The organism is Bacillus sp. LQ16, assembly GCF_057784645.1.
Map to the genome: position 1 here is coordinate 1,266,376 of NZ_CM173491.1, position 13,344 is coordinate 1,279,719.

General features: G+C 36.2%; 14 protein-coding genes. 6 read left to right on the forward strand and 8 right to left on the reverse strand.

Annotated features, from left to right (window positions below; genetic code table 11):
• Positions 1 to 36 precede the first annotated feature (36 nt).
• Positions 37 to 1,281: a competence protein CoiA gene (locus AC3EMB_RS06365; protein ID WP_000612280.1), complete on the forward strand. Its 1,245-nt coding sequence runs from the start codon at positions 37 to 39 to the stop codon at positions 1,279 to 1,281.
• Positions 1,282 to 1,331: 50 nt separating this feature from the next.
• Positions 1,332 to 3,158, forward strand: a complete 1,827-nt coding sequence (gene pepF, locus AC3EMB_RS06370) for an oligoendopeptidase F (RefSeq protein ID WP_366987347.1) — start codon at positions 1,332 to 1,334, stop codon at positions 3,156 to 3,158.
• Between the two features lie 130 nt (positions 3,159 to 3,288).
• On the opposite strand, the gene AC3EMB_RS06375 is transcribed toward pepF, so the two are convergent.
• From AC3EMB_RS06375 to AC3EMB_RS06390, 4 genes are all read right to left on the reverse strand, one after another.
• Positions 3,289 to 3,462, reverse strand: a complete 174-nt coding sequence (locus AC3EMB_RS06375) for a hypothetical protein (RefSeq protein WP_000750354.1) — start codon at positions 3,460 to 3,462, stop codon at positions 3,289 to 3,291.
• Positions 3,463 to 3,691: 229 nt separating this feature from the next.
• Positions 3,692 to 4,585 (reverse strand): ClpXP adapter SpxH family protein, encoded by an 894-nt coding sequence (locus AC3EMB_RS06380; RefSeq protein WP_053565015.1) that lies wholly within the window; start codon positions 4,583 to 4,585, stop codon positions 3,692 to 3,694.
• Positions 4,585 to 4,983: a globin domain-containing protein gene (locus tag AC3EMB_RS06385; RefSeq protein ID WP_000043386.1), complete on the reverse strand. Its 399-nt coding sequence runs from the start codon at positions 4,981 to 4,983 to the stop codon at positions 4,585 to 4,587. The genes AC3EMB_RS06380 and AC3EMB_RS06385 overlap by 1 nt, the downstream gene beginning before the upstream one ends.
• A 168-nt stretch (positions 4,984 to 5,151) precedes the next feature.
• Complete coding sequence (locus AC3EMB_RS06390; protein ID WP_000191118.1) at positions 5,152 to 5,730, reverse strand: CYTH domain-containing protein; 579 nt, start codon at positions 5,728 to 5,730, stop codon at positions 5,152 to 5,154.
• A 144-nt stretch (positions 5,731 to 5,874) separates the two neighbouring features.
• On the opposite strand from AC3EMB_RS06390, the gene AC3EMB_RS06395 reads away from it, so the two are divergent.
• From AC3EMB_RS06395 to AC3EMB_RS06410, 4 genes are read left to right on the forward strand one after another with little or no spacing between them, the layout of a single operon-like run.
• Positions 5,875 to 6,246 (forward strand): UPF0738 family protein, encoded by a 372-nt coding sequence (locus AC3EMB_RS06395; RefSeq protein WP_001180005.1) that lies wholly within the window; start codon positions 5,875 to 5,877, stop codon positions 6,244 to 6,246.
• Positions 6,247 to 6,276: 30 nt separating this feature from the next.
• On the forward strand, positions 6,277 to 6,915 hold the full coding sequence (yjbM, locus tag AC3EMB_RS06400) for a GTP diphosphokinase (protein WP_001081482.1): 639 nt from the start codon (positions 6,277 to 6,279) through the stop codon (positions 6,913 to 6,915).
• Positions 6,916 to 6,933: 18 nt separating this feature from the next.
• Positions 6,934 to 7,731 (forward strand): NAD kinase, encoded by a 798-nt coding sequence (locus tag AC3EMB_RS06405; protein WP_000673190.1) that lies wholly within the window; start codon positions 6,934 to 6,936, stop codon positions 7,729 to 7,731.
• A 14-nt stretch (positions 7,732 to 7,745) separates the two neighbouring features.
• On the forward strand, positions 7,746 to 8,639 hold the full coding sequence (locus tag AC3EMB_RS06410; protein WP_366986572.1) for an RluA family pseudouridine synthase: 894 nt from the start codon (positions 7,746 to 7,748) through the stop codon (positions 8,637 to 8,639).
• 48 nt (positions 8,640 to 8,687) lie between these two features.
• On the opposite strand, the gene AC3EMB_RS06415 is transcribed toward AC3EMB_RS06410, so the two are convergent.
• The 4 genes from AC3EMB_RS06415 to AC3EMB_RS06430 all read right to left on the reverse strand — a co-directional run bounded on the left by AC3EMB_RS06415 (position 8,688) and on the right by AC3EMB_RS06430 (position 13,342).
• Positions 8,688 to 10,076, reverse strand: coding sequence for a peptidase G2 autoproteolytic cleavage domain-containing protein (locus tag AC3EMB_RS06415; protein WP_053565013.1), 1,389 nt, complete (start codon positions 10,074 to 10,076; stop codon positions 8,688 to 8,690).
• Positions 10,077 to 10,199: 123 nt separating this feature from the next.
• The gene (prpE, locus tag AC3EMB_RS06420) at positions 10,200 to 10,940 is read right to left on the reverse strand and encodes a bis(5'-nucleosyl)-tetraphosphatase PrpE (RefSeq protein WP_000872701.1); all 741 of its coding nucleotides are present in this window, start codon (positions 10,938 to 10,940) and stop codon (positions 10,200 to 10,202) included.
• A gap of 76 nt (positions 10,941 to 11,016) precedes the next feature.
• Complete coding sequence (locus AC3EMB_RS06425; protein ID WP_000654700.1) at positions 11,017 to 12,177, reverse strand: FtsW/RodA/SpoVE family cell cycle protein; 1,161 nt, start codon at positions 12,175 to 12,177, stop codon at positions 11,017 to 11,019.
• Between the two features lie 238 nt (positions 12,178 to 12,415).
• Positions 12,416 to 13,342 carry a glycosyltransferase family 2 protein gene (locus AC3EMB_RS06430; protein ID WP_087876123.1) on the reverse strand — a complete coding sequence of 309 codons (927 nt, stop codon included), beginning with the start codon at positions 13,340 to 13,342 and terminating at the stop codon, positions 12,416 to 12,418.
• Between the last annotated feature and the right edge of the window lie 2 nt (positions 13,343 to 13,344).

Below are 13,344 nucleotides of genomic sequence, written 5' to 3' on the forward strand. Positions count from 1 at the left end.
TGTAATAAATTGTAGAATATAAGGAGCTGAAAGGGTGTGATTCCGATATTTATAGCTAAAAGAGAAAACGGAGAAAAAATTCATTTACTCTATAATTGTAATGAAGAGCTTTTGCGCCGTATGCGCCAACAGGAACGATTCTTTTGTGTAGCTTGTGGAAAGGAAGTGCAAATGAAATTAGGGAAACAAAAAAGTTGGCATTTTGCTCATAAAAAAGTGGATTCATGTCTTGCCTTTTATGAAGCGGAATCAACGTATCATATGCACGGTAAAGAATTGTTATATAGATGGTTCAAACGTCAAAACTTTCAGGTGGATATAGAGTACTACCTTCCGGAAATTAAGCAACGACCAGATATTTTTGTAGAGAGGGCGGGCAGAAAAATTGCAATTGAATACCAATGTGCAAACCTTGCTATAGAACAGCTGTACAAAAGAACCTATTCATATTGGCGAGCTGGTATACAGGTCATTTGGATCGTTGGTGGAAATCAATTGAAAAAGCAATCTGCATATTGGATGAAATTCTCCTCACTTATGGCTTTCTCCTTACAATCTTATCCTCAACCATTTCTTATTTTCTTCTGTTCGAAAGAGAAATCATTTATGAAATGTGCATTTGTCACTCCATTTTCTACAAACATCTTTTTCGCGCATACTGTATATTTACCAATCGATAAAACTACTTTTGAAATGCTTTTTTCTCCCGTTCCTTTCGAGAAAGAGATACTAAGGGAAGAGTGGAAGAAGAGAAAGAACTACTTCCGCAAAAATGCCCTGCCGATTTGGAATTATAATTATAAGTCATTATTACGCCTCTTATATCAATTTAAATGTACCCCAGCGAGTTTTCCTTCTGAAATTGGTGTTCCACTCCCTTCTGGATTTGCTTTTCAAACAAACCCATTTATATGGCAAGCTTTTCTATATATGAAGTGTATAGGGGGGCTTGCAGTAGGAGAGTGTATTTCTCTTCAATATGTGTGTAGTTATGTAAAAAGGTATACGAAAAGGCGGATACTTCCGTACTTTTCACAGCACACATGGAAAGTGGCAGTTACTGAATATATGACATTTTTATGCTATATAGGTGTATTGCATAAAGCGGGAAGTTATACGTACCGAAAAATAAGGGATGTAGTGATGTTAAAAACAGAGGAGGAAATTATGAAACATGATGAGATTTGCTTAATACATGCGCTATCTTTATTTGAGGCAAATTTTAACATGAGAGGAGGAAAAGGGGATATAATAAAGAATGATTGTGAAGGAATTACATAAGAAAAAACGAATTGTACTTAAGTAGAGATATTTAAAGGAGGGCTTAAAGAATGTCTGAACAAAACAAAACGAAAGCATTACCAGATCGCAACGAGATTGAAGAAGCAAGTACGTGGCGATTAGAAGATATTTTCCAAACGGATGCAGAATGGGAAAAAGAATTCCAGGCTATTAAAGAGCTATTACCGAAGTTAACTGAATTTAAAGGGAAACTTGGTGACTCTGCGGACAATTTACTTGAGGCATTGCAATATGAAGATGAAATTTCAATGCGATTAGGTAAGCTATATACATATGCTCATATGCGTTACGATCAAGATACAACAAACTCTGTATATCAAGCATTAAATGATCGTGCAACAAATTTATATTCACAAGTATCTAGTAGCACAGCGTATATTGTGCCTGAAATTTTATCGATTTCAGCAGATACACTGCAAACATTCTTGAAGGAAAATAGAGATTTAAGTGTATATGAACATGCATTAGAAGAAATTACACGTCAACGCCCGCACGTATTATCAGAAGCTGAGGAGGCTTTATTAGCGGAAGCATCTGAAGTAATGAGTTCGTCAAGCAATACATTCGGTATGTTGAATAACGCGGATTTAAAGTTCCCATCTATTAAAGGTGAAGACGGAGAAGAAATAGAAATTACACATGGCCGTTACATTCAGTTTTTAGAAAGTGATGATCCTCGTGTTCGCGAAGATGCATTTAAAGCTGTATATGAAACGTATGGGAAATTTAAAAATACATTCGCAAGTACGTTAAGTGGAGCAGTAAAACGTAATAATTTCAATGCGCGTGTTCGTAAATATGATTCTGCTCGCCAAGCTGCACTGAGCAATAATAATATTCCGGAAGCAGTATACGATCAACTCGTTGAAACGGTAAATGACAACTTACATTTATTACACCGTTACATCGATATTCGTAAGCGTGCATTAGGACTTGATGAGCTTCATATGTATGATTTATATACACCACTTGTACCAGAAGTGAAAATGAATGTGAAATACGAAGAAGCACAAGACCTTTTATTAAAATCTTTAAACGTACTTGGTGATGAATATGTTGATATTTTGAAAGAGGCATATGAAAATCGCTGGGTAGATGTGTATGAGAATAAAGGAAAACGAAGCGGGGCATACTCATCTGGTGCATATGGAACAAATCCGTATATTTTAATGAACTGGCATGATAATGTAAATAACTTATTTACACTTGCTCATGAGTTTGGTCATTCGGTGCATAGTTACTATACAAGAAAAACACAACCGCACGTATATGGTGATTATTCCATCTTTGTAGCAGAAGTGGCATCAACTTGTAATGAAGCGCTTCTAAATGATTATTTATTAAAAACGACAGAAGATAAGAAAGAGCGTCTATATTTATTAAATCATTATTTAGAAGGGTTCCGTGGTACTGTATTCCGTCAAACGATGTTTGCAGAGTTTGAACATATTATTCATAAGAAAGTACAAGAAGGACATGCTGTTACGCCAGATATGCTAACGGAAATCTACTATGATTTAAATAAGAAATATTTCGGTGACGCTTTAGTAATCGACGAAGAGATTGGTTTAGAATGGTCTCGTATTCCACACTTCTACTACAACTATTACGTATATCAATACGCAACAGGATTTAGTGCAGCGACAGCTCTATCTAAACAGATTTTAGAAGAAGGACAACCAGCAGTAGAACGTTATATTAACGAGTTCTTAAAAGCAGGAAGCTCTGATTATCCAATTGAAGTGCTGAAAAAAGCAGGAGTAGATATGGCATCTCCTGAACCAGTAAAAGAGGCACTACAAGTATTTGAAGAGAAATTAAATGAATTAGAAGCATTATTATTTGAAGAAAAGTAATGAAAAAAGACGAGGGATTGTATCCTCGTCTTTTTTTGAATAGATTAAATGTCGATATATGTCGAAAAAACAAGGTGAATTTCTTTGTTTTTTCTAACTGAAAGGATAGTTTTACGGCTGATTTTTGAAATTAAAACCCTTTGAATCGTTTTTTATGATTGAAATAAGAAAGAGTGATAACAATGATTCCGAATAAAAGAGGCAAGGCAATAATTTTAGGAAAAGCTTGTAGTAGAGAGAGGATGTACAAGAAAAAAGAAACGATGACAGCTAGAAAGAGAAGAGCAATATAAGATTTTTTCATAAATAAACCCCCTAAATGACCTTTTTTATAGCTTATTCAAAAATGAAAACGTTTAGAATGTGACAAAAGTGTGAAATTCGACAAAAGGGGTTGTCATCTGACGTCGAATCTTGTAATATAATAAGCGTGAACGAATTCACATACAAACATATACCCCTTTGTTTGAACGTGAAAATTTCTCCCATCCCCTTTAATATTTTTATAAGCCGTAAAGAAGAAGACCTGGTGTTTACACCAGGTCTTTTTCTTTTGCTATCCATTTCCAATAACGTTCGCATTTTACTTCTATCATTTGTACTTTTCGTTTCAGTTGTAATTTTTTAAGTTCGCGCTCAATTTCTTGTTGCGGACAGTCATAAATAAATGCTACTTCTTTTGAAGATATAAATTGTGTTGCTTCTAGTAGCACTTCTAAAGGTGGTAATGGTTCTGGCTCAATTTCACATTTTACAAGTTCTTTCAATAATTGTACGTATACATCGTAGGAATAATTTCCAGCGATTTTAATACCTTCTTCATCTGAGTTCGCATGAAAAAAGACGAGGGAGGGTATTTCTGTAATATGCATTTCATTCGTGAATTTCAAGTCACATTGGAAAGCTTTTTTTGCACTAGCAGAATGTAGATCTTTTTTAAATTCTTCTACATCAATATTGCTATCTTTCGCACATGCAAGTAATAGTTCGCAGTCAGGGCTTGATACATTTTCAAGGAAAATGTATTCTTGGAGTTTTCGCAAAAACTTCGAACCTGCTTTTCGGCCTTGCAACTCCGCTGCCTTAATTGCCATCGAAACTAAATATGGTGTTGACGATGCTTCTTGCATATGTACCTTTCCATCGCATGAAAAACCTTGTAAACTTGTTGTCTTTTCCCACACAAATCGAATATTAGCAGGTTTATTCCATTTGTGTGAGGAAGCGTTCGTTCCATCCACTTTTCCTGTTACGATATGACGAATAGAGAAGTATTTCCCGTATTCAAGCCATAGTTTAATAATAAAAGGCTCAATTTCCCAGCAATCTTTACAAAGTGGATCAATAAATAAATATGCTTCTACAGACTTATGCTCACATGCGGAAGGAGATGGCATATTTATATGCTTTGCTTCCTGCTTATCCATTACACTTCACCTGTTTCGTTTGGAGTATTAACCATATGCTGAGCGGTTAATGCTAAACGTTCAAAGACAAACTCTCTTATATGACCATGCACTCCAGTATCATCCATTGCTTGCTCCATGCATGATAGCCAAGCCTCTGCTCGTTTTGGAGTAATCTCAAACGGAAGATGGCGTGCTCTTAACATAGGATGACCATGTTCTTCAGTGTACAAATTAGGACCACCTAAATATTGTGTTAAAAATTGCTTCTGCTTCCTAGCGGTTTCTGTTAAATCTTCCGGGAAGATGGGAGATAAGTCAGGGTGTTTACTGACATAGGAATAAAATGTATCTACTAATATTGCAATGCATTGTTCACCGCCAATTGCTTCAAATGGTGTCATCGGTTGCTTGCTCATCCTTTATAAACTCCTTTTTCCATGAAATGTATATCTATTGTAGCAATGGAATGTTCGAGAGGGCAAATAAACAGCCTTCTCAAAGATTCTTTGCTTATTCTACGGGTGTAAACTTTTTTAGTGAGATGTATCCACTAGTGAAACATATTCACTAGTGGAATTTTCACTTTAGCGTGCTTTGTTTTGTTTGGCAAGGAAAAAGCGTTTTACTTTGTTATTTGTATGGCGAACAGGTATGTTATGTTGCGTTAATAAATGAATAAATGCAGCTTTTCCTGTTTCTTCATCTTGTACTTCAAATTCAATTTCATAATCATCGTGATTGTAATAGAAACTATGATCAAAGACAAGCGTTCCGCCTTTAAATAATGTTTCTGCTCTTTCTGTTGTTAAACTACCCATATATGTTAAAGCAGAAACAGGAATTTGTAATTTGTGTAATTGATCTACTACTGCTCCTTGAATGATTGTGTTTGATTCCATCATCATTTTTGCTTCGTCTTCTGTTACGACTTGATGCGTTTCTAATAAACCGATTTCTGCAGGTTGTTTCAACGTTAACGTATAAGTTTCTCCTTTATGACGAATACGAAGTGCAGAGCCAGCTTCTTTTAACGAGAAGTCAGGTGTTTCAAAGTAGTGATTCACTTGTTTCGTAAATGCTTCAATAGAAAACGATTTACATAATGTATCGAATTCTTCTTTTGTAACGATATTTTTGAATTCAATTTCAATTTCTTGTGTCATTGTATAATCTCCTTTTGAAAAATAATTCTGTACACATTATCGCTTTTTCATAAATTTGGTTCAATGTTTTATTTGTTTGCGTCCATGTTATGATACAATAATACTGTTAAGTAAGACAGGAAGTTGAGATGGAGGAGTTAGAGCATGCAAAATAAAATCCAAGTTAAGAGCGTAGAAAAGAGAGAGAATGCTCTTATTTTTTGTGCGGAAAATAGTGAAATAGAGGTAAAGGAGTTAAGTGCACGTAATCACGTACTTGTAGACTCAGACAATTTATCATTTTTATATATCTTAGAAAATGAATCATCTTTCATTTATGTAAGTATTCCGCATACATGCTGGGAAGCAATGCATGAAGCGATGAATAACGATGTGGTTATGTTCGTTAGCGTGAATGACATTGAAATGGAATTAGAAGGATTAAAAGAAGAAGTAGAATATTTAGTTGAAAATATTGAAGGTAATGCAAATTACGGAGAAGAATTAGTAACTGCTGTAGAAAAAGTATTTCTATAAGCAAATGGATTGATTTTGGTGGTGGTTGAAATGAATCGAAATTGGGAAGAATTTTTAGCACCTTACCACCAAGCGGTGGCAGAGCTGAAAGTGAAACTAAAAGGAATGCGTACTCAATTTGCAATGTTAACAGAGCATTCTCCAATTGAGTTTGTAACAGGAAGGGTAAAGTCGGTTGCAAGTATTATTGATAAAGCGGAGAAGAGAAATGTACCGCTAGACCGATTGAGAGAAGATATGCAGGATATTGCTGGGCTTAGAATGATGTGTCAATTTGTTGATGAGATTAAGCCTGTTGTAGAATATCTTCGAAAACGAAATGACTTTGAAATCGTGGAAGAACGTGATTATGTCACGCAAAAGAAAGATAGCGGTTATCGTTCTTATCATGTTGTCATTAGTTATCCTGTTCAAACGATTCAGGGTGAACAAAAAGTATTGGTAGAAATCCAAATACGCACGCTAGCAATGAACTTTTGGGCAACAATTGAGCATTCTTTAAATTATAAATATAGTGGACGTTTTCCTGAAGATATTAAAATACGCTTGCAACGTGCAGCTGAAGCGGCGTTTTTATTAGATGAAGAAATGTCTTCTATTCGTCTTGAAATTCAAGAAGCGCAAAAGGCTTTTTCAAGAAAGCAAGAAACGAAAGATTCCGAATCATAAACTAAAGGGTGTTGGGCGATGAAATTTACAATTATGTCAAAGGGAGATCAATCATCAGATACACTGGCAAGCACGATGAAAGAGTACTTGCTAGATTTTGGATTTATAATGGATGAAAAGGAACCCGATATTGTAATTTCTGTTGGGGGAGATGGAACGCTTTTGTATGCGTTTCATCGTTATTATAATCGATTGGATGAAACAGCATTTGTTGGTGTACATACAGGACATTTAGGTTTCTATGCAGATTGGTTACCGACAGAAGTAGAGAAATTAGTAATTGCGATTGCAAAAACACCATTCCAAGTGGTGGAATATCCGCTTTTAGAAGTTATTATTCGCTATGTGAATGGAAGTAAAGAGTCACAGTATTTAGCGATGAATGAGGCGACTGTAAAAAGTGCAGAAGGTACATTAGTAACAGAAGTAGAAATACGCGGAGAATATTTTGAAACATTCCGCGGGGACGGCCTTTGTATTTCTACTCCTTCAGGAAGTACTGCGTATAATAAAGCACTTGGCGGAGCAATTATTCACCCATCTATTGAAGCGATTCAAATTGCAGAAATGGCGTCCATTAACAATCGTGTGTTTCGTACTGTAGGATCGCCACTCGTATTGCCGAAGCATCATACATGTGTGTTAAAGCCGGCTGCAGGAATGAACTTACAAATTACAGTGGATCATTTAACAATGGTCCATCAAGATGTGAAATCAATCCAGTATCGTGTCGCAAACGAGAAAGTACGATTTGTTCGTTTCCGCCCGTTCCCGTTCTGGAAACGAGTTCGTGACTCGTTTGTTGCAGATAAATAGAAAGGGTTATATATTTGAAAAGATTTACATTGAAATGGGATATAGGGCTGACTGAAGAGGGAACTTTAGTTAGGGAATTTTTGAAAACGAAAGGTATTTCTAAAGCCGCTTTAACGGATATAAAGTTTCACGGCGGGGCAATTGAAGTAAATAGTCAACATGCGAGTGTTCGTCATCAGTTGCGCGCTGGTGAAGAATTAAGTGTCTTTTTTCCAGTCGAGGAAAGAAGTGAAGGGATGATGGCAGAAGATATCCCTTTATGCATTGTATATGAAGATGATGCGATTCTTATCATTGATAAAGAGGCGAACATGTCAACGATTCCATCTAGAGAACATCCGACAGGGAGTGTTGCCAATGCGATTTTATCTCATTATGATAAGCAGCATCTTGCAAGTACAGTGCACATTGTAACACGGTTAGATCGTGATACTTCAGGGCTTATGCTTATTGCAAAAAATCGTTTTGTGCATCATCTTTTATCTAAGCAGCATCAACAAAAATCTGTGAAACGAACGTATGAAGCAATTGTTCACGGTGAGATGGTAGAACGAGAAGGAATGATTGATGCACCAATTGGTCGGAAATCTGATAGCATTATTGAGCGAACGGTTTGTGAGGATGGACAAAGGGCGGTTACTCATTTTAAAGTAATTGATAGTACATATGATAAGACACATGTAGCGCTGGAGCTTGAGACAGGAAGAACGCATCAAATTCGTGTGCATATGGCTCATATAGGACATCCATTACTTGGTGATAACTTATATGGAGGAAGAAGGGATGAAATGAAACGGCAAGCACTTCATAGTAAATCTTTGACGTTTTATCATCCTATTTTAGAGAAAGAAATGTCTTTCACTATAAAAATTCCAAGCGATATGCAAGAGCTACTTAGGAATGCTTAAAAAGGGAACAAAATTCTTATATTATAAAGAATTTTGTTCCCTTTTTTCTTAGCGGAATAATATTAAAATTTGGTTTTCACCCGTACGCTTTATAACGAAAAATCCACTTTCGGCTTTTGTAGCAATGCCATTGTCATTTGGACGACAATATCCATGAGTTTCGCAAGTGCTGTCATCACGTACTAACATTTGCCCAATTAATCCGACAGGAAGCCACTCGGTGCGATCTTTTCTTGCTACATATTTGCAAGCTGGATCCCATTCTGTATTTAAAAGAGGTTGTATTTCTTCTGTTTCCGTCCATACATATTGGCGTTTCCCAAAGTTATCTGTTTTATAGCGTTTTTGCCAACTTAAAGCCCCGCTATTTCCTATAAGTGCAGGGGTTGCACTAGATATTCCTAAAATGAACGAATCGTGTGAAGTAGCTATCCGAATTTTTTCTTCGCTACTAAATGTAACGAAATAACCGACATCAATAGGTTTATGACCTTCTGTTTCAAACATTTGTGCAAAATCCGTTCCGCTTGCATTGTAAGACGCGCCCTCAATGTACATTTCTCCATTATGGGCAAGCCATTTAGCACCGATATTATGGTCGGTGTCGTTTACACCATTTGCAATAAACCAAGAATAAGCTTCTTCTGCAGTGCCGAAGCGCCCCATAATATGGCTACCTGCAAAATGAGCTGTTGATGTATGATGACCTTCCGCATGAGAAGAGGATCCGTTAGCGATAGTTGCGGTTCCTTCTGCGTGTGCTGCTTCGCCTAAAGCAATCGTCTGTTTACCCTCCGCATGAGAATAAGCACCGCCTGCTGTCGTTTCACTTCCCTCACTATGCGAACTATGTCCAGTTGCTTTTGAGTTTGATCCTTCTGCATGAGAGAAAGAACCTTTTGCGTGCGTTAATAAGCCTTCCGCATGTGCTGCCATGCCTTCCGCATGAGAGTGAAGCCCCTCCGCATATGCATATCGGCCGCCCCTTTTAACTTTTGTATTTTCAGGTGTAGGTGTCTCAATTATGAGTGGTTTTTCAGTTTGTATATCATTCGATGAAGCTAATGCTTCTTTTATTTTTTTTACTTTGTTTATAATAGCAGCTGGAATTTCTGGTTCCACTTTTTTATTTATTGCTACAGAAATATTTTCTTCCGCCTTTTCTTCTGTTTGGTTAGAATGTAGTACCTGTTCATCTTGATTTGAGAGCTGTTTATTTTTTTGTTGCATCTTTATTTTTTTACGATCGATTATGCGGCTCATCACAGCATTTTCTAAAGAGACATATGTTGGTTTTACTTTGCTTTTTTTTGATGACTCTTGTTCTTCCAGTTCTTCTATCGCTGCAGCTCGAATACTACACCAGTTGTTAATTCCGTACATGGGCAGATATAAAGGGGGAAATTTTCTTTTTTGTTTAGAAGATTTTTTCTTCATTCTGTCACCTCCTGCGACATTATATGTAGGGTAATTAAAAAAAGATGCACTTTATTGCATCTTTTTTTAATTACTTTACCTAGTTTTATATGATATCTGCCTAAATAATGCTAAGTAAGGTAGTTATGAAATTGGACGGAATTTCTCAGCGACAAAAGGTAACGAAGAAGGGACAGAGATAGTCTCCATTTCAGGATAACGTAATCCGGTTAATTTGCCACCAAATACAGCACCAGTATCAATATTGACTGTCTGATTGACGAATCGAGGTTCTGCTACTGGTGTATGTCCATATACAATCCAAGCTTGCCCCTTGTATTCTTGCGCCCAATCACGACGGACAGGTGAGCCATCGGCATGCTTTTCTCCTGTAATATCGCCATATAATACAAAGGTTTGTACTTTTTTATCTCGTCTTCCTATGTAATCTTGCCGAATACCAGCGTGACATACGATTACTCTTTTTTCATCTAGTATGTGGTAGAGCGGTGATTGTTCATAAAGAGTGGTAAACTTTTCTTTTATAATGTTTTGCTTACGAGAAGGAAGTGCTTCATATTCAGCAACAGTTGTTTCAAGTCCGTGAGCGACTGTTACATTACGTCCAAGGAAAAATCGATATAGTTTATTACAGTGATTTCCAGGAGCGTAATAAGCTTCTTTTTTATGTATGACAAGTTCCCATACAATTTCGATCATACGTAATGAATGAGGACCACGGTCTGTAATGTCGCCAACGAATGCAAGTTTACGTTGGTCAGGGTGAACCGGTAGACCGCTACTCCAGTTATATCCTAGCTTCTCTGTTAAATTTTGAAACTCTTGGAAGCATCCATGAATATCTCCTATAATGTCATATTTCATATTTAAACCTCCATCGTATTTTTCATTAGTATATCTAAAAAAGGATAGAGATAAAAATATAGCGTTTTTGTGTTGTTCATTTAAACATAAAGATTTTCGTTCTTGAGCGAACATTTAAAATGAATCCAATCGCAATCATGTATGTAAGCAGTGAACTTCCTCCGTAGCTCATAAGAGGTAATGTTATCCCTGTAATGGGAAGTAATCCGATTGTCATCCCGATATTTTGGAATACTTGGAAAGTAAACATTCCGATTGTACCAGCGCAAATGTAACTACCGAAAGGATCATTACTTTCTAAAGCAATATGAATCATTCGAAAAATGAGTAAGAAAAAAAGAGAAATAATGACACTTGCGCCTAGAAATCCAAATTGTTCAGCGACATTAGTGAAAATAAAATCTGTATGTGGTTCTGGAAAATATACTTGTCCATTTTCCCACCCTTTTCCTTGCATTTCTCCGGATCCAGTCGCTAAGAATGCTTGTCTTAATTGATAGCCTTGTGCATCATATTTGTAAGGTGCTAACCATCCGTAGAAGCGATTTAATTGATATTCTTTTAAAATGTGTGCTTTAAAGAAATCTGTGTGAGTAAAAAAAATATATATTAATGTAGTTCCAGCAACGAAAGTAGCTGAAACTAATCCGAAGATAAAACGCCATCGTATGCCAGAAACTAGTATCATTGCTGCAAGCATCGCTGAAATGACCATTGTATTTCCTAAATCTGGTTCCTTTGCGATGAGTAGTAGTGGTGGCAAACTTGTTGCAAATATTTTTCCAAGTAGTAAAAAATCGTCATGTATTGTTTGGGAAAAATATTTCTCATTATGGTTTGCTATAATTCGTCCAATGACGATAATTAAAAATAATTTCATAATTTCAGAAGGCTGAAAATTTCCGATGCCTGGGAGCCTGTACCAAGCGGTAGCGCCTTTAATTGTAACGGCACCTGGTACTTGAAGTTCTAGTCCAATAAGTAGTACCATTGCAAAGCTGTACAAATACCAAGCAATTTTTTGATAACGATCGAAGTCGATAATCATAATAACACCAATGGCTATAAATCCAATGAAATACCATTGGATTTGCTTTAGTACAAAATTGACGTTTTGTAAAAATGGCGGTAAAGAGGCTTGCGCACTTGCAATAGCACAACAACTAACAATCCCAATGGCAAATAAAATAAATAGTAATACGTAGTCTATTTGATATTGAGAATTTGGATCTTTCAATGTAGGTATTCCTTTCTACTGCTCTTTATAGTAATGGATTTTATCCCGCATTAATGGGCAGTAAGACCCCTACCTCAAAATTCAGCGAAAGCGAAGAAGTTAGGTGGGGGATCAACTGCCCGTAAAAGCCCGATTGGTGAGAGCTGATTAAAGTTTCACTTTATAGTATGAGAAAGAATGTATGAACTATACGAATGATTCACATATAGTCCATACACTTTTAATTTTGCAGAGTAGTTTAATTGTTTAACTCTTTAATAATTATATCCAAACAATGGGAAAGACGTACATGTGCGTCAGGAAAAATATCTAGTTGATGAAGATAGTATTTTAAGGAACTTTTACACCATTGGTAAGCACTAAGTAGAGCTGCTCTATAGTCTGTAGTATTTTGTAAAAAGCCATATTCTTTTGCTGTTATAACGAGGTGTGTGAAATCTTCACAACCTTGAAGGAGCTTATTGTGTATTTGTTGTCCAGCATGGTAGCGAAATTGACTTAAAGGCTCAGAAATGTATATTGCATTTCCTTTAGAAAGTAAAGAAATCCATGAGGCCATATCAACACTACAAGAATATTGTCGCTCTTTAAGGGTGCCAAAAGGTTCAGTGAGCAATTCCTTTCGGAACAAGGTAGTTGTAGGCTCACCGATAATGTTGTGTCCACCCTTTAACATCCAATTACCTAAAAATATCCCGTTTAATGGGGTGTCTTCACTATATAACCTTTGTGTTGGATGGGAATCACCTATTAGATTTCCATGATCATCAATGCGTACTCGATAAGAAGTAACAAGAGCAAGATTTTTATTGGGATCTTGCTCAAAATAGGTCATCATTTTTTGTATTTTATGCTTATAAAACACGTCATCGTCCATTAAAAAATTTATATACTCACCATTTGATTTTTCTATGAGCATAAGGTCATTGTGAAATTGTCCTAGAGTAGGGATATTTCGAATGTATGTTATATTTTTATAATTTGGTAAGTATTGTTCGCGTACTAAAGTTGCTGTTTCATCATTTGTACTATCATCTCCGATGATGATTTCAATATTAGAATAAGTTTGTGCCAATGCACTTTCTAGAGCAATTTTGAAATAATGAGGCCGATTATAAGTGGGAATAAGGATGGAAACGAGAGGTGGATTTTTTTCATTCATCATAC

Excerpts from the sequence above, each read along its gene's own strand:
- pepF (WP_366987347.1), top strand. The coding sequence starts at position 1,332 with ATGTCTGAACAAAACAAAACGAAAGCATTACCAGATCGCAACGAGATT.
- AC3EMB_RS06375 (WP_000750354.1), bottom strand. The coding sequence starts at position 3,462 with ATGAAAAAATCTTATATTGCTCTTCTCTTTCTAGCTGTCATCGTTTCT.
- AC3EMB_RS06380 (WP_053565015.1), bottom strand. The coding sequence starts at position 4,585 with ATGGATAAGCAGGAAGCAAAGCATATAAATATGCCATCTCCTTCCGCA.
- AC3EMB_RS06385 (WP_000043386.1), bottom strand. The coding sequence starts at position 4,983 with ATGAGCAAGCAACCGATGACACCATTTGAAGCAATTGGCGGTGAACAA.
- AC3EMB_RS06390 (WP_000191118.1), bottom strand. The coding sequence starts at position 5,730 with ATGACACAAGAAATTGAAATTGAATTCAAAAATATCGTTACAAAAGAA.
- AC3EMB_RS06395 (WP_001180005.1), top strand. The coding sequence starts at position 5,875 with ATGCAAAATAAAATCCAAGTTAAGAGCGTAGAAAAGAGAGAGAATGCT.
- yjbM (WP_001081482.1), top strand. The coding sequence starts at position 6,277 with ATGAATCGAAATTGGGAAGAATTTTTAGCACCTTACCACCAAGCGGTG.
- AC3EMB_RS06405 (WP_000673190.1), top strand. The coding sequence starts at position 6,934 with ATGAAATTTACAATTATGTCAAAGGGAGATCAATCATCAGATACACTG.
- AC3EMB_RS06415 (WP_053565013.1), bottom strand. The coding sequence starts at position 10,076 with ATGAAGAAAAAATCTTCTAAACAAAAAAGAAAATTTCCCCCTTTATAT.
- prpE (WP_000872701.1), bottom strand. The coding sequence starts at position 10,940 with ATGAAATATGACATTATAGGAGATATTCATGGATGCTTCCAAGAGTTT.
- AC3EMB_RS06430 (WP_087876123.1), bottom strand. The coding sequence starts at position 13,342 with ATGATGAATGAAAAAAATCCACCTCTCGTTTCCATCCTTATTCCCACT.